At 55.1% G+C, this 22,286-nt stretch carries 18 protein-coding genes and 2 tRNA genes; 14 read left to right on the top strand and 6 right to left on the bottom strand.

The window, feature by feature from the left end:
• The first annotated feature begins 77 nt into the window (after positions 1–77).
• On the top strand, positions 78–782 hold the full coding sequence (locus GH657_RS09765) for a CoA transferase subunit A (RefSeq protein WP_153100537.1): 705 nt from the start codon (positions 78–80) through the stop codon (positions 780–782).
• A 1-nt stretch (position 783) separates the two neighbouring features.
• Entirely contained in the window at positions 784–1,425 is a 642-nt protein-coding gene (locus GH657_RS09760; RefSeq protein WP_153100535.1) for a CoA transferase subunit B, read from the top strand.
• Between the two features lie 230 nt (positions 1,426–1,655).
• Here the strand turns inward: GH657_RS09760 and GH657_RS09755 are convergent, their stop codons facing one another.
• Positions 1,656–2,039 carry a hypothetical protein gene (locus tag GH657_RS09755; protein WP_153100534.1) on the bottom strand — a complete coding sequence of 128 codons (384 nt, stop codon included), beginning with the start codon at positions 2,037–2,039 and terminating at the stop codon, positions 1,656–1,658.
• Positions 2,040–4,484: 2,445 nt separating this feature from the next.
• Between GH657_RS09755 and GH657_RS09750 the strand changes: the two genes are divergently transcribed.
• The 12 genes from GH657_RS09750 (at position 4,485) to GH657_RS09695 (ending at position 16,845) form a co-directional block, all read left to right on the top strand.
• Positions 4,485–5,408 (top strand): alpha/beta fold hydrolase, encoded by a 924-nt coding sequence (locus tag GH657_RS09750; protein ID WP_153100533.1) that lies wholly within the window; start codon positions 4,485–4,487, stop codon positions 5,406–5,408.
• Between the two features lie 138 nt (positions 5,409–5,546).
• On the top strand, positions 5,547–5,900 hold the full coding sequence (locus GH657_RS09745) for a RidA family protein (protein ID WP_153100531.1): 354 nt from the start codon (positions 5,547–5,549) through the stop codon (positions 5,898–5,900).
• Positions 5,901–5,954: 54 nt separating this feature from the next.
• Complete coding sequence (locus GH657_RS09740; RefSeq protein WP_153100529.1) at positions 5,955–8,216, top strand: RelA/SpoT family protein; 2,262 nt, start codon at positions 5,955–5,957, stop codon at positions 8,214–8,216.
• Between the two features lie 172 nt (positions 8,217–8,388).
• A tRNA-Val gene (locus tag GH657_RS09735) sits at positions 8,389–8,465 on the top strand.
• 390 nt (positions 8,466–8,855) lie between these two features.
• Complete coding sequence (gene thrS, locus GH657_RS09730) at positions 8,856–10,763, top strand: threonine--tRNA ligase (RefSeq protein ID WP_153100527.1); 1,908 nt, start codon at positions 8,856–8,858, stop codon at positions 10,761–10,763.
• Between the two features lie 50 nt (positions 10,764–10,813).
• Positions 10,814–11,338: a translation initiation factor IF-3 gene (gene infC / locus GH657_RS09725; RefSeq protein WP_153100525.1), complete on the top strand. Its 525-nt coding sequence runs from the start codon at positions 10,814–10,816 to the stop codon at positions 11,336–11,338.
• Positions 11,339–11,575: 237 nt separating this feature from the next.
• Complete coding sequence (gene rpmI, locus GH657_RS09720; RefSeq protein ID WP_153100523.1) at positions 11,576–11,773, top strand: 50S ribosomal protein L35; 198 nt, start codon at positions 11,576–11,578, stop codon at positions 11,771–11,773.
• Between the two features lie 30 nt (positions 11,774–11,803).
• On the top strand, positions 11,804–12,163 hold the full coding sequence (rplT, locus tag GH657_RS09715; RefSeq protein ID WP_006052502.1) for a 50S ribosomal protein L20: 360 nt from the start codon (positions 11,804–11,806) through the stop codon (positions 12,161–12,163).
• Between the two features lie 198 nt (positions 12,164–12,361).
• The gene (pheS, locus tag GH657_RS09710) at positions 12,362–13,375 is read left to right on the top strand and encodes a phenylalanine--tRNA ligase subunit alpha (protein WP_174769926.1); all 1,014 of its coding nucleotides are present in this window, start codon (positions 12,362–12,364) and stop codon (positions 13,373–13,375) included.
• Positions 13,376–13,505: 130 nt separating this feature from the next.
• Positions 13,506–15,938, top strand: coding sequence for a phenylalanine--tRNA ligase subunit beta (gene pheT, locus GH657_RS09705; RefSeq protein WP_153100521.1), 2,433 nt, complete (start codon positions 13,506–13,508; stop codon positions 15,936–15,938).
• A 69-nt stretch (positions 15,939–16,007) separates the two neighbouring features.
• Positions 16,008–16,400 carry an integration host factor subunit alpha gene (locus GH657_RS09700; RefSeq protein ID WP_153100519.1) on the top strand — a complete coding sequence of 131 codons (393 nt, stop codon included), beginning with the start codon at positions 16,008–16,010 and terminating at the stop codon, positions 16,398–16,400.
• Between the two features lie 46 nt (positions 16,401–16,446).
• Positions 16,447–16,845: a MerR family transcriptional regulator gene (locus tag GH657_RS09695; protein WP_153100518.1), complete on the top strand. Its 399-nt coding sequence runs from the start codon at positions 16,447–16,449 to the stop codon at positions 16,843–16,845.
• Positions 16,846–17,126: 281 nt separating this feature from the next.
• Here GH657_RS09695 and GH657_RS09690 read toward each other — a convergent pair.
• The 5 genes from GH657_RS09690 to GH657_RS09670 all read right to left on the bottom strand — a co-directional run bounded on the left by GH657_RS09690 (position 17,127) and on the right by GH657_RS09670 (position 22,279).
• Positions 17,127–17,203 (bottom strand) — tRNA-Pro (locus GH657_RS09690).
• A 409-nt stretch (positions 17,204–17,612) separates the two neighbouring features.
• A complete protein-coding gene (locus tag GH657_RS09685; protein ID WP_153100516.1) occupies positions 17,613–17,906 on the bottom strand; it encodes a ribbon-helix-helix domain-containing protein in 294 nt (97 codons plus the stop codon).
• Positions 17,907–18,420: 514 nt separating this feature from the next.
• Entirely contained in the window at positions 18,421–18,858 is a 438-nt protein-coding gene (locus GH657_RS09680; protein ID WP_153100514.1) for a hypothetical protein, read from the bottom strand.
• Positions 18,855–20,186, bottom strand: a complete 1,332-nt coding sequence (locus GH657_RS09675; RefSeq protein ID WP_153100513.1) for a FliI/YscN family ATPase — start codon at positions 20,184–20,186, stop codon at positions 18,855–18,857. The genes GH657_RS09680 and GH657_RS09675 overlap by 4 nt, the downstream gene beginning before the upstream one ends.
• On the bottom strand, positions 20,183–22,279 hold the full coding sequence (locus tag GH657_RS09670) for a flagellar biosynthesis protein FlhA (RefSeq protein WP_153100511.1): 2,097 nt from the start codon (positions 22,277–22,279) through the stop codon (positions 20,183–20,185). The genes GH657_RS09675 and GH657_RS09670 overlap by 4 nt, the downstream gene beginning before the upstream one ends.
• Between the last annotated feature and the right edge of the window lie 7 nt (positions 22,280–22,286).

Below are 22,286 nucleotides of genomic sequence, written 5' to 3'. Positions count from 1 at the left end.
GCGGCCATGGTGCAGCCCGTTGCCACGTTGCTTGTCGAATCTCTCGGGAAGCACTTCAGGAAGCAAGGAACATATTGATGAACAAGGTCTATCAAAGTGCGGCTGCCGCACTCGAAGGCATCGTCCACGATGCCCAGACATTTGCCGTTGGCGGGTTTGGGCTGTGCGGCATTCCAGAGGCACTGATTGGCGCGCTGCGCGATTCAGGGGTGAAAGATCTCACCTGCATCAGCAATAACGCAGGCGTCGATGGTTTTGGCCTGGGTTTGCTGCTCGACACACGGCAGATCAAAAAAATGATTTCGTCGTATGTCGGCGAAAACAAGGAGTTTGAACGCCAGTATCTGTCTGGTGAGCTTGAGCTCGAATTCACGCCGCAAGGCACACTGGCTGAAAAGCTGCGCGCGGGCGGCGCGGGCATTCCGGCATTTTTCACCAATACCGGCTACGGCACGCTGATCGCACAAGGCAAAGAGACGCGCCAGTTTGGTGACAAGCAATATGTTCTTGAGCATTCGCTGACCGCTGATGTAGCACTCGTCAAGGCCTGGAAAGCCGACAAGGCGGGCAACCTGATCTATCGTCATACCGCGCGCAACTTCAATCCGCTGTGTGCGATGGCGGGGCGGATCACGGTGGCAGAGGTCGAAGAAATTGTCGAACCTGGCGCGCTTGATCCCGATGCCATTCATACGCCGGGTATTTTCGTGCAGCGCATCGTGCTCAACGCACATCCAGAAAAACGCATCGAACAGCGCATCGTTCGCGCGAAAGGAGACTGACATGGCATGGACTCGTGACGAAATGGCCGCGCGTGCTGCAGAGGAACTGCAAGACGGTTTTTACGTGAATCTCGGCATCGGCTTGCCGACACTCGTAGCCAACCATGTGCCGCCCGGTGTCGAGGTCTGGCTCCAGTCGGAAAACGGTTTGCTCGGCATTGGCCCTTCACCCACCGAAGACGAAGTCGATGCCGACCTGATCAACGCGGGCAAGCAAACCGTGACGACCTTGCCGGGCTCGTCGATTTTCTCTTCGGCGGATTCGTTTGCCATGATTCGCGGTGGTCATATCAACCTGGCCATTCTCGGCGCCATGCAGATCAGCAAGACAGGCGATCTGGCGAACTGGATGATCCCCGGCAAGATGATCAAGGGGATGGGTGGCGCGATGGATCTGGTGGCGGGGGTCAAGCGTGTCGTGGTGCTAATGGAGCACGTGGCCAAGGGTGACCAGCACAAGATTCTCGAAGCCTGCACCTTGCCGCTAACAGGCGTTGGCGTGGTGGACCGGATCATTACGGATCTGGGTGTGATCGATGTGACGCCTGATGGCCTGAAAGTGGTTGAGCTGGCCACTGGCGTGAGCGTGGCGGAGATCGTCGCGCGCACGGGGGCGCCGCTTGATGTGAGCGCTGTGCGCTAAAGGCGGGTGGCCCGCTACGGTTTGCATCGTGTAGCGATTGGATTGCCCGCGAAGGTCGCGGGCAACAAGGGTGCCACGAATGGGACTGAGGTTCCGCCCATGGCACCTGTTTTGGCTTTCGCGCTGCCGTTCGACTGAACGTGAACGAAAAACTAGGATGAAAAAATGACCCGTATCAGTCAATTCAGCAGCGCGTGCGGTAACGGTCTCGGCAATGCCTGTGTGTCGCGTTAGCCGCCAAAGAATTTACCGATGCCTGCGCCCATGGCACCGAAGCCCCCGCCCATGGAGCCGAGGCCGCCGAACATACCTGTCATGGATTTCATCAGGCCGCCGAGCATACCCATGCCATGCTGCAGCAACGTCGATATCGCTTTTGTCAGATGGCGTTCGGCCCGGTGCTCTTCATGGCGCCGCTCTTGTCTCGAGCCAAATGCATCATCATGTCGGGACGGTATTCCTCGCGCTGAGCGTGCTCCCATTTCACTGCCGACACCTGCTGTGATGCCGACATGAAAACCCGCTGAAGCATCGTTTGCGGCAGACATGCCACGGTTTGCGATACCGATTCCGTTCATCATAATCATCTCCTTACTGGTTAGGTGAGACTTCATGATATTGAACGTATTGGCAGGGCTGTCGCGCAAGCATATGAATAGCTTATTAGCTTCAATCGATCCATTGCATCAGTCCAACGGGTTTGCAACGCACAGCTTATACACAGCCTATATATATCGACTGGCGTAATCCGATAATCGGTTAATCCGGGAGTACGGGTTTGCATGCGGGAATGATTCGATGCCGCCTGGCTCGAGGTGTCCACGCTGCTGGATAGATTCGGCACGTGGGGGAGGGCTGACTGGTTTTGCCGCGCACACAGGAGCGCTGCTTGATGTGAGTGCTGCGAGATAAAGGTTTTAATGCAGGGTTTGCAATACGTTTGACTGATATTTTTTAGCAAGACGCCCAAGGCGTCACGAATGGGACAGAGTCCCGCTCGTGACGCTTTTATACAGCCTTCAAATGAAAGCGAAGCCGGAGTAGAAAAAGTGAATCATTCCCGCCAACTACTGAGGTATGGACAATACCGGATACGGTAATACCTGCACATTGGATATTAGTTTCCAAAGAGTTTGCTGAAGCCTCATCACATTCCACCCAACTTCGCCTTCACGGATTGCATCATGCTGGCGAGTATGTTTGTGCTGCTTTGTGACTGCGCTGGCATGACATTTTCCTCAGACTACTTTCCATTCGCTCCAAACGATGGAGGGGACGGAAACTGCGGTGGTGACGGCTGCATCGGCATGGGCATTGGCACCGGCCGCGGCATCTGTGGTTGCTGCGGCCCTTGCGGCCCCTGCTGCCCGTATCCAGGAGGTGGCGTCTGCGGTCCTTGCGGCCCGTATCCAGGAGGCGGCCTCTGCGGCCCCTGCTGCCCGTATCCAGGAGGTGGCATCTGCGGCCCTTGCGGCCCCTGCTGCCCGTATCCAGGAGGTGGCATCTGCGGCCCTTGCGGTCCCTGCTGCCCGTATCCAGGAGGTGGCATCTGCGGCCCTTGCGGTCCCTGCTGCCCGTATCCAGGAGGTGGCATCTGCGGCCCTTGCGGCCCCTGCTGCCCGTATCCAGGAGGTGGCATCTGCGGTCCTTGCGGCCCCTGCTGCCCGTATCCAGGAGGCGGTCTCATCTGCTGTGGCGGTGGTGGCGGCGGTTTTGGCGTCGGCTTCGGAGGTACGTACTGGGGTTTGCATACACCGGGGTGTCTCGGCGGGCAATTATTTGTCGTTTGCCCTGGTTCTGTGCCAACTTCTCGTGAGGTTCTTCCGCTAGTGGCAGTTGTGTTAGAGCTTGCCATGCTATTGCTGATTCCACTCATCATTTTCAACTCCTGTTGGTTAGAGGAGATTTAATGATATTGACGGAATTAACGAAATTGTCGTTCCGATATATGAATAGATTAATAGCTTGAGTGGAATATCTCATTATTGGTTGGCTGTTTTTTTATTAATTTTTGCTTTTGTCAGAGAGGTTTCGATGAGTGCCTCGCTACCCATTTTTCCTGATAATTTCGGAGTGGTTATTCCGTGCCAGAATTTTGTCCAGTGCGTCAGTCAAGTGGGTTTGCAGCGCATGGTCTATACCGAATGGTGTAATCCGCTAGTTCGATAATCCGATAATCCGCGAGTACTGGTTTGCATGCAGGAATGATTCGATGCCGCCTGGCTCGAGGTGTCTATATTGCGGGATGGATTCGGCACTTCAAGAAGGGGGCTGGTTTTATCGCGCATACAGCAGCGTCGTTTGAGGCGAGTGCTGTGAGCCAGATGCTGGCGGATAGGGCGGAAGGCAAAAAAGGCTTCACAAACGAAATAGAGTTCCGCTCATGAAGCCTAAATTGGCTTTTGCGCTGCCTTCAACTGGCAGCAAAGCCGGAACAGAAAAAACGAACCGTTCTCGTTAGATCTGTTGTGTGCATCAATCGGGTGTGGTTATACCCGGATATCAGACATTAAATAACATACAAAGAGCTTGCTTGAACCTTGTCACATTCCACCCAACTTCGTCTTCAAGGATTGCATCATGTTAGCGAGCATGCCATTGCCTTGTGACTGGCTCTGTGACTGCACTATTGACGAATGATGCTTGTCTGGCGGCCCGTACTGCGTCTTGCATACACCAGGGTGGCGTGGAGGACAATTATTCCACCTGCCCCCTGAGTATGGGGCTTCTTCTGATCTTTTGGTGACTCCGCTGGTGGTAGACATGTCATGACTTGCCACATTGTTCATATTGTTGTTGATGTTCATACTGTTGCTGATTCCATTCATCATCTTTAACTCCTATTGGTTAGATGAGACTTCATGATATTGAGTGCATGAGCGGGATTGCCGCTCATGCATATGGATATGCTTAATTACTCGAGTGGGATCCCTCGTATCCAGATATGCTTTGCCCGCTAAAATCGCTCACGGTTTGGGTCGCGCTCATTGTTCAGGCGGGCTTCCGTTGTTAGCTAGCTGTTTTTCTATTGATCTTTTGCTTTTGCCAAGGATGTTTCGATGAGCGCCTCATCTCCCGCTTTTCCTGAAAATGCTGGCGTGGTTATTCCGCGCCAGCATTTTGTCCAGTGCGCCAGCCCAACGGGCCTGCATCGCATGGCCTATACCGAATGGGGTGACCCAGCCAATCCGCGCGTGCTGGTTTGCGTGCACGGTTTGGCGCGCTCCGGGCGTGATTTCGATCGCCTCGCGGCAACGCTGGCCCAGACATTTCGCGTGGTGTGTCCTGATGTCGTAGGCCGTGGCCTGTCTTCATGGCTGGCCGATCCGAACGGCTATAACGTGCCGCAGTACGTCGCGGATATGGTGACGCTGATCGCCCGGCTCAATGTGCCAACGGTAGACTGGTTTGGCACGTCGATGGGGGGGCTGATTGGCCTCGCGCTGGCAGGACTTGCCGAAACGCCCGTGCGCAGAATGCTGCTCAACGATGTCGGGCCGCATCTCGAACCGGCGGCGCTCGCGCGCATCGGGACCTATCTGGGGCAACCGTTCCGGTTCACGAGCTTGCAGCAGGGTATCGACATGTCCGCCCAACTGGCGCAAAGTTTTGGCCCGTTGAGCGACGATGAATGGCGTGAAATCAATACGCCGCTTCTGGTGGAGCGCGAGGGCGCCTGGCAGTTTCGTTATGACCCGCGCATTGCGCAACCGTTTGCCGCGATAACGCCGGATGCAGCGGCACTAGGTGAAGCGATCCTGTGGCAAGCGCTGGCAGCGTTTACGGGTGAGGTGCTGGTGGTGCGTGGGGCACAATCGGATTTGCTCTCGCCACAAACGGTGGCGCGCATGATTGAGCAGGGGCATGCCGTGTCGAGCGTTGAGATCGCGGACGTTGGCCATGCGCCCGCGTTTGTTGATGCCGCACAAATTGAGATCGCGCGGCGCTTCTTCCATGACGCAGGCCGCGACGTCATAATATGAGATAAGGTTTGGGCGCATGGTCTCCTTCCATGAAGCTCGCAGCCGTTGCCGCACGGGTATGGCATTACGCCGATGCGGAGTCACAGCGGCCCGTCACGTATTTTTTCGCTTTCTTTCTTCCCATTACCAGGACATTTCATGACAGTGACTCGTCATCACGTTGGCAAGCGTCTTTCCGAAATCGCCGTGTACAACGGCATTGTTTATCTGGCTGGCCAGATTGCGGAAGACACAGAGCAAGATATCGAAGGCCAGACCCGCGAAGTGCTGGGCCATATCGACCGCCTCCTGGCGGAAGTCAATAGCGATAAATCGCGGCTTTTATCGGTCCAGATTTTCATCTCGGACATGATTCATTTTCCTGGCATGAATGCGGTCTGGGATACGTGGGTTGCACAGGGAGCCACACCGCCGCGCGCCACGGTTGAAGCCAAACTGGCCAACCCGAAGTGTCTCGTCGAAGTGGTCGTGGTGGCGGCTCAGCGCGGTTGAATTTTCTTCGCAACATGTGTTGATGGATGCGCCCGGACGGGCGCTTGCCGTGTCATGAATACTGATAGCACCAAAGCTGAAACGATCCCCATGCCTTCCTGCGATGAAGCGATGGCCTTTGTGCGCGAGCATGCGGGCGAGGTGCGTTTTGCTTCGGGTGAATTACTGGCCGATCATGCGGCCGGTACAGCGGCCATTGTGCGAGCGTTGAACGTGGATCAACCGACCGTGCTGGCTGCGGCACTCTTCGCGCTGACGCCGTATCTGCATGAGCCAGAACGCATTCTGGCCCAGCATTTTGGGGCTGAAGTGGCGCATCTTGTCGGCGATGTGCGCAAGCTGCTGCGTCTCGGCACGGTGAGCTTGCGTGCCACCCAGACACCGATCCCTGAGACCGGGCGCGATGCCCAGGCTGCGCGCCGCACGCAGGTCGAAGCACTGCGCAAGATGTTGCTGGCGTTTGCCCAGGATATTCGCGTCGTGCTGATCCGGCTGGCATCGCGCTTGCAATCATTGCGTTATTACGCGGCGGCGAAAGTCGCGCCAGCGCCCACGGTTGCCCGGGAAACGCTGGATATCTATGCGCCGCTGGCGAACCGTCTGGGCATCTGGCAACTGAAATGGGAGCTGGAGGATCTCGCGTTTCGTTTCGAGGAGCCCGACACATACCGCCGCATTGCCCGGCTGCTCGACGAAAAGCGCGTAGAGCGCGAAGCCTACGTTGCCCAGGCCATCAGCCGGCTGCAGCAAGAGCTGGCTGAAGCGCAAATCCAGGCGGACGTCAGCGGCCGTCCGAAGCATATCTATAGCATCTGGCGCAAGATGCGCGGCAAGGAGCTGGATTTCGCCGAGCTGTATGACGTTCGGGCCTTTCGCGTCATCGTGCCGGACATCAAGGATTGCTATACGGTGCTTGGCATCGTGCACAACCTGTGGCAGCCGGTGCCGAAGGAGTTTGACGACTACATTTCGCGGCCCAAGCCCAATGGCTACAGGTCGTTGCATACCGTGGTGATCGGCGATGATGGCCGGGCCTTCGAGGTGCAGATTCGCACCCAGGAGATGCACCACTTCGCGGAGTATGGCGTGGCGGCCCACTGGCGCTATAAGGAAGCGGGTACGCGTGGTTATGGCGGCCAGTTCAGCGCGAGCGAAAAATACGACGAAAAAATTGCCTGGCTGCGGCAGTTGCTGGCATGGAAAGACGATATATCCGACAGCGGAAGCGAGGCTGGAACCGGAATCGCTCAGGTAGCCTCAACCGGGCCCTGGAAACAGTTGCGCGAAGCGACGCTTGATGACGATCACATTTACGTGCTGACGCCGCAAGCGAGGGTCATTGCCTTGCCACAAGGTGCGACGCCGGTCGATTTTGCGTATCACTTGCACAGCGATCTAGGACACCGTTGCCGGGGGGCGCGCGTGGAGGGGGCGATGGTGCCGCTCAATACGCCGTTGCAAAACGGTCAGACGGTCGAGATCATCGCCGTGAAGACGGGCGGGCCATCGCGTGACTGGCTTAATCCTCATCTGGGTTACCTGCGCAGCGCGCGGGCACGGCAAAAAGTCCGGGCATGGTTCAACACGATCGAGTTGCAGGAGAACATCGCGGCAGGCCGGGCTCTGGTCGAAAAGACCTTGCAACGTGAGGGTCGCACATCGGTCAATCTCGAACAATTGGCCGCGAGGCTTGGTTTTAAACTTCCCGATGACCTGTTTTTGGCGGTGGGCAAGGAAGAGTTCAGCCTGCGCCAGGTCGAACAGGCGTTGCACGATGCGCCAGCGCCTGTGGTTCAGCCTGATACGCCTGCCCAGTTTGAAAAGCGCAGCAGTGGCGTGAGTGTGGCGCAGGGGGCCTCGACGGGGGTGCTCGTGGTGGGCGTTGATGCGCTGCTGACCCAGCTCGCGCGATGTTGTCGACCTGCGCCGCCCGATGAGATTTGCGGTTTTGTGACGCGTGGCAAGGGCATGTCGGTGCATCGTAGTGATTGCCCGACGTTTATCCGAATGGCCGAGCGCGCTCCGGAGCGTGTGCTGCAGACTACCTGGTCTGCGGACGTGCTGAGTGGACAGGGACAGTCGGTGTATCCCGTTGATCTGGCGCTGGAAGCGAATGACCGTCAGGGCTTGCTGCGCGATATTTCTGAGGTGTTTTCACGCGAAAAAATCAACGTGACAGGCGTGAAGACACAGACGCGGCGGCAGGCGGCATTTATGCAATTCACGGTTGAAGTATCAAGCGCCACGCAGATTCAGCGCGCCTGCACGCTGTTGACCGAAGTGGCGGGCGTGGTGCGAGCGATGCGCAAGAGATAGCGCTGGGTTGTGCCGCTGTGTTTGGCGGTGCCCGGTGCCCGGTGCTCGGTACTTTTTCTGCGCATCGTTTTTTCGTTTTTTTATGCTGCATTTTTGGACACGGACTGGGGCAGTAAAACAAACACAAAAGGCTTGCCAACTGATCAGGCACCCCATATAATCTCTTTCTTTCAGGCTCGTAGCTCAGCTGGTTAGAGCACCACCTTGACATGGTGGGGGTCGTTGGTTCGAGTCCAATCGAGCCTACCAACGAAATCGAGGCACCGGGAGCAACCTTGCTCCCGGTGCCTTACAAGTATCAAGCATCAAGTATTAAATAGGTACCTATCTGGTACCAGGCAGGTATCACACAGGCAGTCAGGCAAAATTCGGCGCACTCGGGTTCGGGTGTGTCAAAAGCGCAAGGGGTGGCAGCGTAATGGCACTGCAGGCACTGCGAACGTTGACCGGAACTACTTCGGAGCGGCGCTAGTCGAGGAGCCATTTCGCCACTGCGGTTTGTTTGAATGTGTGTGCGTGAATAAAAATGCGGCCCCTCGAAAGCGGGGCCGCATTTTTTTTGCCTTCCTGTTTTTAATTTTCTATTTCTAACCCTGAATATTGTTTGCGCCGGCACCGGTCGGCCTCACGGAGAACACAATGGTATCGGTACGTCTGCCTGACGGTTCTGTTCGACAGTACGATCATCCCGTGACTGTCGCAGAAGTTGCGGCATCGATTGGTCCTGGCCTTGCCAAGGCGGCACTTGGCGGCAAGATTGATGGAGATCTGGTCGATGTGTCGACGTTGATCGAGCGCGATGCATCGCTTGCCATCGTGACGGACAAAGACGCTGATGGTCTCGAAATCATTCGTCACTCCGCCGCTCATTTGCTGGCGTATGCGGTCAAGGAGCTGTATCCGGAGGCGCAAGTCACTATCGGGCCGGTGATCGAAAATGGTTTTTTCTATGATTTCGCCTACAGCCGCCCATTCACGCCAGAAGATCTGGAAAAGATCGAAAAACGCATGCAGGAGCTGGCAAAAAAAGACGAACCCGTCTCCCGCCGGGTGGTGTCGCGTGATGAGGCTGTCGCTTACTTCAAGAGCCTGGGTGAAACGTACAAGGCACAGATCATCGAATCCATTCCGGCATCGGACGAAATCAAACTGTATTCGCATGGCGGTTTCACGGATCTTTGCCGGGGGCCGCACGTGCCCTCAACAGGCAAGCTGAAAGTTTTCAAGCTGATGAAAGTCGCTGGTGCATATTGGCGCGGCGATTCAAAAAATGAGCAATTGCAACGTATTTACGGTACAGCCTGGGCTCGCAAGGAAGACCAGGATGCGTATTTGCACATGCTTGAAGAAGCTGAAAAGCGCGATCACCGCAAGCTGGGTAAGCAGCTCGACCTTTTTCACATGCAAGACGAGTCGCCTGGTATGGTGTTCTGGCATCCACGTGGCTGGACCTTATGGCAACAGGTCGAGCAATATCTGCGGCGCCGTCTGGATCGGGCGGGTTATCTTGAAATAAAGACGCCCATGATCATGGACCGCTCGCTTTGGGAGGCGTCGGGCCACTGGCAGAACTACCGTGAAAACATGTTCACGACAGAATCGGAAAAGCGCGATTACGCGATTAAGCCGATGAACTGTCCCGGGCACGTTCAGGTGTTCAATCACGGTTTGAGGTCATACCGTGATCTGCCGTTGCGTTACGCCGAGTTCGGTTCGTGCCATCGCAATGAAGCGTCGGGGGCGCTGCACGGGCTGATGCGTGTGCGGGGATTTGTCCAGGATGACGCGCATATTTTCTGTACTGAAGAGCAGTTCATTAGCGAATCGATTGCATTCAATACGCTGGCAATGAGCGTGTACCAGGATTTCGGCTTTGATCACATTGAGATCAAGCTGTCGCTGCGCCCGGATTCACGCGCTGGCACGGATGAGACATGGGATCGCTCGGAACAGGGGTTGCGCGATGCGCTGACGGCGTGTGGCCTGACATGGGAAGAGTTGCCCGGCGAGGGCGCGTTCTATGGTCCGAAGATCGAATATCACATCAAGGACGCACTGGGCCGCTCATGGCAATGTGGCACGCTGCAGCTCGACATGGTGCTGCCTGAGCGCCTGGGTGCCGAGTATGTGGCGGAAGACAACTCGCGCCGCAGGCCGGTGATGTTGCACCGGGCAATCGTTGGCTCGATGGAGCGGTTTCTGGGCATTTTGCTTGAGCATCATGCGGGCGCGATGCCAGCCTGGCTGGCCCCAATGCAGGTTGTCGTGATGAATATCGCGCAAAATCAGGCCGAATACGCTGAAACGCTGGTTCAATCATTGCAAAAACAAGGGGTTAGGGCAGAGGCTGATTTGCGCAATGAGAAGATTAGCTATAAAATACGCGAGCACACGCTGGAAAAGGTACCGTACCTGCTTGTGGTCGGCGACAAAGAGCGTGAAGCACAAACAGTGGCCGTGCGTGCCCGTGGCGGCGTCGATCTGGGTGTCATGCCGGTCGATGCGTTCACTGAGCGCCTGCGCGAGGATGTGCAGGCCTTCAGGTAAAACCACCTGGCAGCGCGGCTCGTTTTTTTAATTTTTAGAGGAAACGTAACATCGCTACTGATAAGTCGTCGCATCGCATCAACGGGGAAATAACTGCACCCGAGGTGCGTCTGGTCGGGGTCGAAAACGAACCTCTCGGCATTGTGAAACTCGCTGATGCTTTCCGCATGTCGGAACAGCAGGATGTGGATCTGGTGGAAATTGCCCCACAGGCAGAGCCCCCAGTCTGCCGTTTGATGGATTACGGCAAGTTTAAGTACCAGGAAGCGAAAAAGCAGCACGAGGCGAAGCTTAAGCAGAAGGTAGTCCAGGTGAAGGAAGTAAAATTCCGCCCGGGCACCGATGACGGCGATTACAACGTCAAGCTGCGCAATCTTATTCGCTTTCTGGATGATGGTGACAAGACGAAAATCACGTTGCGTTTCCGTGGCCGTGAAATGGCTCACCAGGAAATCGGTATGCGTGTGCTGGAGCGCTTGCGCACCGATCTGGATGAGGTAGGCCAGGTTGAGCAGATGCCAAAGATGGAAGGGCGGCAGATGGTCATGGTGCTATCCCCCAAGAAAAAGAAGTAAGACAGCACCGCGTGAGGCCCGTGGCTTCACGTTCGCTGTCCTGGCAGAACATGGGCCGCTGTAACAGCGGAACACGATGGATTTTGGCAATAGCATGCATTCAGTACATGCGATTGCCGAAACGCGGCAGCCTGCATGGCGGGCTCGCTGCATACCAAGTGGAGTGGGTTTCGAAGGGCGGATGAAGGGCTGTCAGGGCCGACCGCACACCCATATCCATCAAATAATGGAGTTGTTATGCCGAAGATGAAGACCAAGAAGAGCGCTGCAAAGCGCTTCGTGGTGCGTCCGGGCGGTACCGTCAAGCGCGGTCAGGCCTTCAAGCGCCACATTCTGACCAAAAAAACCACCAAGAACAAACGTCATTTGCGCGGTTCAACAGCAGTTCATGATTCTGATATGAGCTCTGTTCGCGCAATGTTGCCGTTCGCTTAACCCTTAACCGATAACTCACAGGAGCGAAACATGCCTAGAGTCAAACGTGGGGTTACCGCACGGGCCCGTCACAAAAAAATCATCAAGCTGGCCAAGGGTTACCGCGGCCGTCGTAATAATGTCTACCGTATCGCCAAGCAGGCGGTTATGCGCGCAGGCCAGTATGCCTACCGTGATCGCCGCAACAAGAAACGGGTGTTCCGCGCACTATGGATCACGCGTATCAACGCGGCGGTGCGTCAGCATGACATGACCTACAGCGTGTTCATCAATGGTCTGAAAAAGGCTTCGATTGAACTGGACCGCAAAGTGCTGGCTGACATGGCTGTGTTCGACAAAGCGGCTTTTGCCGCAATCGTGCAGCAGGTGAAAGCCGCCGTCGCAGCCTGATTACCCACTGGGTTCGCGCTGGATTCGCGCTGTTCGTATTGGGTGATTAAACTGCGCGTTCACTGCGTGGTTTGTTGTAGCGAATACCCGGTTTTCCGGTGACGCTGCAACAAAAACGGGGCTCCTTACCGAGCCCCGTTTTTGTTGGTCGAACCCGTTTTGTTCCAATTGAATAAAGACGTTGAAATGATGGGATCAATGAATCTGGATCAGATTGTCACCGACGCGCAGCAGGCGTTTGAACAGGCGCCTGATGTGACTGCGCTTGAAAACGAAAAAGCCCGTTTTCTCGGCAAGGCAGGCGCGTTGACCGAACTGCTGAAGGGCCTAAGCAAGCTCGATCCCGAAACGCGCAAGTCCGAGGGCGCGCGGATCAATGCGCTCAAGCAGCAGGTCGAAGCCGCATTGAATGCCCGCCGTCAGGCACTGGCAGACGCATTGCTCAATCAGCGTCTGACTGCGGAAGCCATTGATGTCACGCTACCCGGCCGGGGTGCTGGCGCCGGGAGCCTGCATCCGGTGATGCGGACCTGGGAGCGTGTCGAACAGATTTTCCGCACGATTGGTTTCGATGTCGCGGATGGTCCCGAGATTGAGACTGACTGGTACAACTTCACGGCACTCAATAGCCCGGAGAATCATCCTGCCCGCTCCATGCAGGACACGTTCTATATCGACGGTAAGGATACTGATGGCCGTCAGCTGTTATTGCGCACGCACACCAGCCCAATGCAGGTGCGCTATGCCCGCAGCAGCACACCCCCGGTGAAGGTGATTGCGCCAGGACGCACGTATCGTGTCGATAGCGATGCAACCCATTCGCCGATGTTCAATCAGGTTGAGGGCCTCTGGATTGACGAGCATATTAGCTTTGCTGATCTCAAGGGCGTGTACACCGATTTTCTTAAAAAATTCTTCGAGCGCGACGATATTCTTGTGCGCTTTCGGCCGTCCTATTTTCCGTTTACCGAGCCTTCCGCCGAGATCGACATGATGTTCGAGCACGGCAAGCATGCGGGTAAGTGGCTCGAAATTTCTGGCTCGGGCCAGGTTCATCCAACGGTTATCCGCAACATGGGTTTCGATCCTGAGCACTATATCGGCTTTGCCTTTGGCAGTGGCCTCGAACGGCTAGCCATGCTGCGTTATGGCGTTGAAGATTTGCGCCTGTTTTTCGAGAACGATTTGCGTTTTCTGCGGCAATTCGCCTGATATCCAAGTGGCCCGGCAGTGACCATTATTTGTCTGCCGATGTGCCCGCTTCGTTCATTGCGGCGTTTTACCCCTGGTGTGAAGCTAGTCGCGCGGTCAATGATCCAACCTGTTGAGAACGTAAAGAACCATGCAATTTCCTGAATCCTGGCTTAGAACCTTCGTTGCCCCACCATTGACTACCGAGGCGTTATCGCATGCGCTGACGATGGCTGGCCTCGAAGTCGAAGCGTTGCGCCCTGTAGCGCCGCCGACTTCGATGATTGTCGTGGGTCAGGTGCTTGAGGTCGTGAAACATCCCGACGCGGACAAGCTCAACGTATGTCAGGTGGATGCCGGGACAGGAACACCACTGACCATCGTCTGTGGCGCGCCGAATGTGACGCCGGGTATCAAGGTGCCAGTCGCGCTTGTCGGCGCACAGTTGCCTCCAGCCGAGGAGGGTGGAGCGCCATTTGCCATCAAGCGCTCAAAACTGCGTGGCGTGGAAAGCGAAGGAATGCTGTGTTCGGCGCGCGAGCTCAAGCTGTCAGAAGATCACAGCGGTTTGCTGATCTTGCCGCCAGCGACGCCAGTGGGTCAGGATATCCGTGAGACGCTTAATCTCGATGACACGATCTTTGAAATCAAACTGACGCCGAACAAGGCCGATTGTCTGTCGGTGTTCGGTGTGGCACGCGAAACCGCCGCGATCACCGGCGCGCCATTGCATCCGCTCGACATCAAGCCGGCAAAGGTGACGCTGAACGAGGTATTGCCGGTCAAAATTTCAGCCCCTGATTTATGCGGCCGGTTTTCCGGACGAGTGATCCGCGGCGTTAATGCACGGGCAATGACACCGCAATGGATGGTTGAGCGTTTGGAGCGCTCCGGGCAACGAAGCATTTCCGCGCTGGTTGATATTTCGAACTACGTGATGCTCGAACTGGGGCGGCCCTCACACGTTTTCGATCTCGACAAGATTCACGGTGGCATGGAAGTGCGCTGGGCCCAGCGTGGTGAGGCGCTCAAACTATTAAACGGCAACACGATCGAGCTCGATGAGCGGGTCGGTGTGATTGCCGACGAGCAGCAGATCGAAAGCTTGGCCGGAATCATGGGTGGCGACAGTACGGCGGTGTCGCTCGAAACCACGAATATTTATCTCGAGGCCGCGTTCTGGTGGCCGGATAGTATCCGTGGGCGGGCGCGCAAATATAACTTCACGACGGACGCCGCTCATCGTTTCGAGAGGGGTGTCGATTATTCGACGACAGTCGAGCATCTCGAGCGCATTACCCAGCTCATTCTGGATATTTGTGGCGGCTCGGCAGGCCCGGTCGACGATCAATGCGTCAACTTGCCTCGGCGCTTGCCGGTCAGCATGCGCGTGTCGCGGGCCCGGCGGATTCTGGGCATTCCGGTTGAGGCGCAGCAGATCGCTGAAATTTTCACACGCCTCGGTCTGGTATTTGAATGCAGCGACGACACGTTTTCGGTCACGCCGCCGCCTTACCGGTTCGATATCGAAATCGAAGAAGACCTGATTGAAGAAGTCGCACGCATTTACGGTTTCGAGAATATTCCAGCGCTCCCACCCGTTGCGTCTAGCGCAATGCGGGCGACGAACGAAACGCAACGCTCGGTTCACACGATTCGCCATGCGCTGGCAGCACGTGATTACGCAGAAACAGTCAACTTCAGTTTCGTCGATGCCGAATGGGAGCAGGATTTCGCGGGGAACAGCAACCCGGTCCGGTTACTGAATCCCATTGCGAGCCAGCTTTCAGTCATGCGCACCACCTTGTTTGGCAGCCTGATCAGTGTGTTGCGCCATAACCTGAACCGGCGCGCGGAGCGAATTCGCCTGTTCGAGGTCGGCCGTATGTTTTTGTCTGACCCGGCAATCAAGGCTAGCGAGATGAGCGTCGAAGGCTTTGCCCAGCCGAAGATGCTGGGTGCATTAGCGTATGGCCCCACGCTCGAAGACCAATGGGGCGCGCCTTCGCGCCCAGTTGATTATTTCGATGTCAAAGGTGATCTGGAGGCGTTGCTGGCACCGGCAGTGGCCCGTTTCGTCAAGGCGGAACATCCGGCGTTGCATCCGGGGCGCAGTGCGCGGATTGAACTGGGGGGTAAAAACGTTGGCTGGATCGGTGAACTTCATCCGCGCTGGATGCAAAAATATGATTTATCTCATGCGCCAATTTTGTTTGAAATTGAAGCCGATGCATTAATTCAGCGGGTATTACCGCATCCATCGGAAGTATCGAAATTTCCGCCAGTGCGGCGTGATATTGCCGTGGTCGTCGAACAAAAAATCGAAGCCCAGGCATTGCTTGACGAGATGCATCAAGCGCTTTCCGAAACCGCTTGCAAGAGCATTCAGCGGGTCGCACTTTTCGATGAATTTCGTCCAAAATCAAATACTTCCAGTGGTTTGGCCGCGCACGAGAAAAGCCTTGCGTTCCGTATTACCTTGCAAGATACTGGCGGGACCCTTCAGGACGAAACGGTTGATCTGGCCATTCGGACCCTGGTGGATCGTCTGGCTCGAGTTTATGGCGCACGGTTGCGCGGTTAATACTGCAATTAATCGTTAAACGGCTGTTTTCGTATTTTCCGTTTTTGACTGGCGCGCTATTTTACAGATATGAATGAAATGAACTCGAGTGATTTCGAAGCTCTTCTCGCGGCACAACGTAGCACTATGACTCCTGCTTTATCGGCTGATGTTGCAGCTGAAACACCGACGCTGACCAAGGCTGAACTTGCTGAGCTGCTGTTCGACAATGTGGGTCTGAACAAACGTGAAGCAAAAGACATGGTCGAAGCCTTCTTTGAAGTCATTCGGGATGCGCTTGAGAGTGGGGATAGTGTCAAGCTCTCAGGTTTTGGCAATTTTCAGTTGCGCGACAAACCTCAGCGGCCGGGTCGCAATCCAAAAACGGGCGAGGCGATTCCCATTGCCGCGCGTCGCGTTGTGACCTTTCATGCAAGCCAAAAGCTAAAAGCGCTGGTTGAAAGCGGCGCTGAAGCAAGCTGACTGATTTGCGTGTTTTTGTTCCTCTCACCACGACGGTTCTCCGACGATGACAGTGGCGATTGATCAAATCGTCTTGCCTCCGATTCCGGCAAAGCGCTACTTCACGATTGGTGAGGTCAGTGAGCTTTGCGGTGTGAAACCGCATGTGCTGCGTTATTGGGAGCAGGAGTTCACCCAGTTGCGGCCGGTCAAGCGGCGCGGTAACCGGCGTTATTACCAGCATCATGAAGTTTTGCTGATTCGCCGTATTCGTGAGCTGTTGTACGAGCAGGGTTTTACGATCAATGGCGCACGCAACCGGCTGGATTCACATGGTGCGGTACGGGGTGGTGGCGCCGTTGATGAGATCGAGCGCGAGGGCGATAGCGCGCCTACGATGGCTGTCGTGGATATCGACGCGCTGCGCAGTGAACTGCAACAGATTCTCCAACTGCTGGAAAATTAGATCAGGGTGGCTTAGGTTTTCCCCCAAGCTGGCCCTGTGATGTGTGAAGCCCCGTATGGCGAATGCTGTGCGGGGCTTTTTCGTGGGTCTGGCGGGATAGAAGGCCTAAAAATGAAGGCCTAAAAAACGAGGGTCTAAAACGCTAAAACGCTAAAACGCTAAAACGCTAAAACGCTAAAACGCTAAAACGCTAAAACGCTAAAACGCTAAAACGAATAGGCGGGCCCGAAAAAAAACGGGTTACGAACCATGGCGATGGTTCGTAACCCGTTTTGTTTTCCTGGTCGGGGCGAGAGGATTTGAACCTCCGACCACCTGCACCCCATGCAGGTACGCTACCAGGCTGCGCTACGCCCCGAAAGAAAGAAATTATAACAGACACTTCTTTTGATTAAAACTGTCATGTGCAAAGAAGTCCCTCCCTGCGCTTGCGGGCTTCGGTTTTTCACGCGTGTCCTCCAGACGGAAGTCCGTGATGAATCTGTCCACTGTCTGGGTTGGGTGCTCTGCCTGGAACTGAACTAATTTTCGCTTGAGGTCGACATGCTAAATGTGCCGCTCGTTAAACGGGTGTTATCAATTACAAGCGATGCGGTTAATCCTGTTTTTTATCAGAGGTAGTGAATCAAGGTACCGGGCCCTATGTTTATCGTGATAATAAACTAAAAGTACTCACGAACTGGAAGCGCTATAAGTTGCAGCCAGTCGTTGACTTTTCGGTAATTCATGAAGTGTATTTTCAATGCATTATAATGAGTAAATTATTTTTATCTTTCAGCTGCTAATTTGATTTCTGGTTTGATGTCAGTTGAGTAATGGGTTGCCATGACACGTAAAAATCCACTGAAATTCGGGATATCGTGTTCTTTCAGGCGAATGGCGATGTCGAGTTGAGAAATAAATGCGCCAATCGAGATATTTTCATTGTTTGCAATTTCAATGATTATATCCCAATAAATTTTCTCAAGGCGAAAGCAGGTGCTAAGTCCATTAACTCTAACTGATCTTGAAACTGGTTTCATAAGCTCCGTTGGAAAATCACAATATTTTCTGGCAAGCATGATGCCACCCTCGATAAGTGCAGTATTCAGGTTGTACAGGAAATGAATTTTTATTATTTTTGTCAGTCATTTGCAATGCAGTTTTGATCTGTCATAGGCGTCATTGAAATTAAAGGTTGAGCTGTAAAAACAGCAATGTCAAATTTAGAAATTCGGATTGTGTTTAATGCGTGCGTATTCATAGTATTAATATTTGAATTGCTGTGATCGCGCATAGATACTACATGGCAGATCAAGTCATATGTCAGTTTTGGCTGAAATTTAATTGATTTGTAAGAAGTTATTTATCTTGAAAATAGGAAATAACTCTTCTGATTGTGATGTTTTTGTTAAATGTGATGTAGATATGTTAAATTGCTAACGAATATGGTTTTTATATCATAATTAATTTAAGCGCAAGGATTGAATTGATAATGCCAGTTTTAGATTAATGAATTTCAGTAATAAATAAAGTGGAGCGCAATTGCTTCTACGGGACTACCCTCACTCCAGGGTGGAATCTGGTGAAAAATGTTCAGACGTCGTTTTCATCTTCTATATCCATGATTTTTCGGGCGATCAGGCTTAGCTGTTTGCGGGATTCGTCGTAACGTATTTGAGCGCGCAGTAGAGCTTTCAGCCAGGCAGCCTGTTTCTGGTTAGCCTGGGCGAGAATCTGGAGTTTTTTTTGATATTCAGATTCAAGTGTCTGATTTTTTTCATGATTAATGCTTAAAGCATCACGCCATAATTTCCATGCGGAATTTTTATGGGTGAGATGCGCCACGATTGTCATTTGTTCTTGTTGTTGTGCATCGAGTCCGGCACGAATGGCCTGGCTTTCTTTAACGGCTGCAATCACCTCGGCACGAATCTGTTTTAATGTGCGCTGAATACGTTGTATTCGTCTTTCCCGGATTAAATGAATTTGTTGCCAATGAAGCTGGCTTGCCTTGAGTTTTATCTGGGTCACGATAATTTGATTAATTCTTCAAGTTGACTGAGTGTTTCTTCCCATGAAGACTGCGCGGTTGCCGATTGCTGTAAAAACAGGGCGATGGCCGGATGCCGGGCAAGTGCGGTATCGGTTTGCGGATCACTGCCTGGTTGATATTCGCCAAGCCGGACCAGCAGCTCAGATTCCTTGTAAAGAGCCAGCCATTCACGCACCCGGGTGGCGCAGTGACGCTGGGCTTTGCTGGCTAGCGAGTTCATGACGCGGCTATTGCTTTTAAGAATGTCGATGGCGGGAAAATGTCCGGCCTGTGCCAAGTCTGGAGACAACTGAATATGACCGTCCAGCAGTGAACGTGCTTCTTCAGAGATGGGATCGTTGGCATCTTCGTCCTCAGCGAGAACGGTATAAAACCCGGTGATGGCACCTGAACCCGCAGTGCGTCCTGCCCGTTCGAGTAGTTGCGGCAGCCGGGTAAAGGTACTCGGCGGATAGCCGCGCCGGGCAGGCGGCTCGCCTAGCGCAAGACCGAGTTCGCGCAAGGCTCGGGCGTAGCGGGTCAGCGAATCAAAGATCAATAAAACTTGCTGCCCTTCGTCGCGGAGTGATTCAGCGAGGAGGCTGGCGGTCTCGGCAGCCCGAATGCGCTCGGCTGCGGGTCGCTCGGCGGTTGCTGCAATGACAATGGATGATTTGATCCGGTTGCCTAACTGATGTTCGACGAATTCGCGTACTTCACGTCCGCGTTCGCCGATCAATGCCACGACTACCGCATCGGCTTTGCCCCAGCGCGCAATCATGCCAGTCAACGTGCTTTTACCGACGCCTGCTGGGGCGATGATGCCGACGCGTTGTCCCACGCCGCAACTCAGCAAGCCATCGACTGCCCGTATTCCAGTGACAAAAGGCGTGTCGATGAAGGCTCGCTCAAGCGGATTGAGTACCCGGTTTGCATTGTGCGTAGCGTGATCGGCTGCCGGGTGGGGTAGCGCCTGGGCATCGAGTGGCCGGCCGAGGCCGTCGAGTACGCGGCCCAGCAACTGGCTTGCGGCAGGCAGCGCATACTGGTGCGGCCGCAAGCGGACTTGCGTCAGCGACGATAGCCCGGTGTTGTTGCCGAACGGCATGAGTAGCGTTTGCCGGTTGCTGACGCCAACGACTTCGGCCCAAAGGGTGCGCGCCGATACCGGGTCGTTGAGCCATGCGATATCGCCGATGTTGGCTTGAAGGCCTGCCACGCGGGCCAGCATGTTGCCGATTTCCGTGACTTTTCCTTGAGGCTTGGGCAAAGGATCCGTTTCGCGGAGTTTCTGGAGAAGCGTATGAAAGCGTGCGAGCTGGCTCACTGCGAAACTCCCTCGGCGGCGAAGACGCGTGTTTGCTGGATCGTGAAGTGATGGCGCGAGACTTCCTCCAGGGCAATGACACGTTGCATTGCGCCCAGGCGTTCAAGGTGTTGCGCCAGATGCGGCCGAAGTACGGCCGTTGTGAGGACCAGAGACGGGTCGCCAGGCTCCGTCCGGTTCAGTCGCGTTAGCACGTTCAAGTCCTCGGCGGAAAGCCGCAGATGCGGCTCACCGTCGGTCTCGATCCGGATCCGGGATTCCAGATCGAATTCCAGTTGCGATTCGAGAATGGCGACGTGCAGGACGTGCGTTTGCGGATCGGCATACATCGAACAGATCTGGATGCCTAAGGCAATGCGGGCCGCACGAACCATCAGGTCGAGATTCATCTCGGCTTGCGGCACTTGAGCGATGGCTTCGACGATGACCCGCATGTTTCTGATTGCGACCTGGTCGTGTAGCAACCGGCGCAGCACGGCTGAAAGCTGCAGGGGCGTGATATGGCTGGACATCTGCGTGACCAGTTCAGGAAACGAAATGGCGAGCTGGTCTAGCAGGTACTGCGCTTCCTGAGTGCCCATGAAGCGCTCGGCGTAGGAGCGACACAGGTATTCCAGGTGCTCGCAAAGTACTTGTTCGGGGGGATAGACAGTATGTTCCGGGCTGGACAGCGAATCGGCCTTTTCATTGGCAATCCAGATGGCTGGGCGAAAGTCGGGGGCACGTCCTTCGATGGCCTGCGTGGTGTCGCCCAGGGTTTCGACAGGGCCTGAAACCAGTTTATGGCCCGCGACGAGCGTGCCGTAGGCGCTGGTGATGTCTTCTACATCCAGCGCGTAAAAGTAGTTACTGAGCGAGTGATCAATCCGGGTGGACAAGCCAGGGAAGGGAAGTCCAAGCGACATCGTGAGACGCATCCGGATATGCGCCAGATTTTCTCCCAGTGCTTTCTGGTTAATCGCCTGCATGGCTTCCTGGCTGAGTCGCAGACGCAGCGGATCGCTGGTGCCGAGTTCGACGTTTTCGGTCATGCGCAGCGTATAGTTTCCGCCGTCGCGCGTCAGTTCAGGAATGAGGGGAGAGGGATCGTGCTGCTGGCGTCTCGTGCGGCGCTTGATGGCGAACGTAAGCCCGAGCATGGACAACCCGGCGAGCGAGAATGCGAGCGTGGCGAAATGAGGAATGGCGGCGAGACCGAGGCATGCGGCAGCGGTGATCATCAGGGCTTTGGGATGCGAAGCCAACTGCACGGAGATGTCTTGCCACAGGTTGCCCGGATTCTTGTCATTGCCTGTCACGCGCGTCATCACGATGCCCGCAGCGATCGTTACCATGAGCGAGGGAACTTGCGAGACGATGCCGTCTCCCACCGTGAGAATAGTGTAGGTGCTGAGCGCATCATGAAATGCCATGCCGCGCATCGTGATGCCAACCGCTAACCCTGCGACGATATTCACCAGGGCGACAACCAGGCCTGCGATCGCATCGCCCTTGACGAACTTCATGGCGCCATCCAGCGATCCATACAGGTACGTTTCCTGTTCGAGCGTGCGCCGCGCATCGCGCGCTTCTTCCGCATTGATCGCACCAGAACGCAAGTCAGCATCGATGCTCATCTGCCGCCCCGGAATGCCGTCCAGGGTGAAGCGGGCGGAGACTTCGGCAACGCGGTCGGCGCCTTTGGCAACGACGATGAACTGCACGAGACAAAGCAGCACGAACACCACGAGCCCAACGATGATATTGCTGCCTGCCACTACCGAGCCAAATGCCTGAATCACCTGGCCTGCATGCGCATGCAGCAGGATCATCCGTGTCGAAGCAACGGCGAGCGCAAGCCGTAGCAGGGTACTCAGCAGCAGGATCGAAGGGAACGCCGTGAACTGGGCCGGCTTGTTGATATAGATCGCGCTCGACAAGATCAGGAAGCTGATGCAGAAGTTGGCGCAGATGAAGAGATCCAGGGCGAACGCTGGAAACGGAAAAATAATCAGCGCGAGGATGGCCACAAGAAATGCTGCGCCAAACAGTTCGACTGGCCGTGCGAACAGTGCGGCCGGGTTCAGGCCGCTGGCTGAAAAACGTTCTGACATGAAGAGC

This window comes from Paraburkholderia hayleyella, from assembly GCF_009455685.1.
GTDB classification, from domain to species: Bacteria; Pseudomonadota; Gammaproteobacteria; order Burkholderiales; family Burkholderiaceae; genus Paraburkholderia; species Paraburkholderia hayleyella.
This window is presented reverse-complemented; position numbering and strand designations above follow the sequence as displayed.

Bases quoted from the DNA above. Each gene is read 5' to 3' on its own strand.
- GH657_RS09765 (WP_153100537.1), top strand. From the start codon at position 78: ATGAACAAGGTCTATCAAAGTGCGGCTGCCGCACTCGAAGGCATCGTC.
- GH657_RS09760 (WP_153100535.1), top strand. From the start codon at position 784: ATGGCATGGACTCGTGACGAAATGGCCGCGCGTGCTGCAGAGGAACTG.
- GH657_RS09755 (WP_153100534.1), bottom strand. From the start codon at position 2,039: ATGAAGTCTCACCTAACCAGTAAGGAGATGATTATGATGAACGGAATC.
- GH657_RS09750 (WP_153100533.1), top strand. From the start codon at position 4,485: ATGAGCGCCTCATCTCCCGCTTTTCCTGAAAATGCTGGCGTGGTTATT.
- GH657_RS09745 (WP_153100531.1), top strand. From the start codon at position 5,547: ATGACAGTGACTCGTCATCACGTTGGCAAGCGTCTTTCCGAAATCGCC.
- GH657_RS09740 (WP_153100529.1), top strand. From the start codon at position 5,955: ATGAATACTGATAGCACCAAAGCTGAAACGATCCCCATGCCTTCCTGC.
- thrS (WP_153100527.1), top strand. From the start codon at position 8,856: ATGGTATCGGTACGTCTGCCTGACGGTTCTGTTCGACAGTACGATCAT.
- rpmI (WP_153100523.1), top strand. From the start codon at position 11,576: ATGCCGAAGATGAAGACCAAGAAGAGCGCTGCAAAGCGCTTCGTGGTG.
- rplT (WP_006052502.1), top strand. From the start codon at position 11,804: ATGCCTAGAGTCAAACGTGGGGTTACCGCACGGGCCCGTCACAAAAAA.
- pheS (WP_174769926.1), top strand. From the start codon at position 12,362: ATGAATCTGGATCAGATTGTCACCGACGCGCAGCAGGCGTTTGAACAG.
- pheT (WP_153100521.1), top strand. From the start codon at position 13,506: ATGCAATTTCCTGAATCCTGGCTTAGAACCTTCGTTGCCCCACCATTG.
- GH657_RS09700 (WP_153100519.1), top strand. From the start codon at position 16,008: ATGAATGAAATGAACTCGAGTGATTTCGAAGCTCTTCTCGCGGCACAA.
- GH657_RS09695 (WP_153100518.1), top strand. From the start codon at position 16,447: ATGACAGTGGCGATTGATCAAATCGTCTTGCCTCCGATTCCGGCAAAG.
- GH657_RS09685 (WP_153100516.1), bottom strand. From the start codon at position 17,906: ATGCTTGCCAGAAAATATTGTGATTTTCCAACGGAGCTTATGAAACCA.
- GH657_RS09670 (WP_153100511.1), bottom strand. From the start codon at position 22,279: ATGTCAGAACGTTTTTCAGCCAGCGGCCTGAACCCGGCCGCACTGTTC.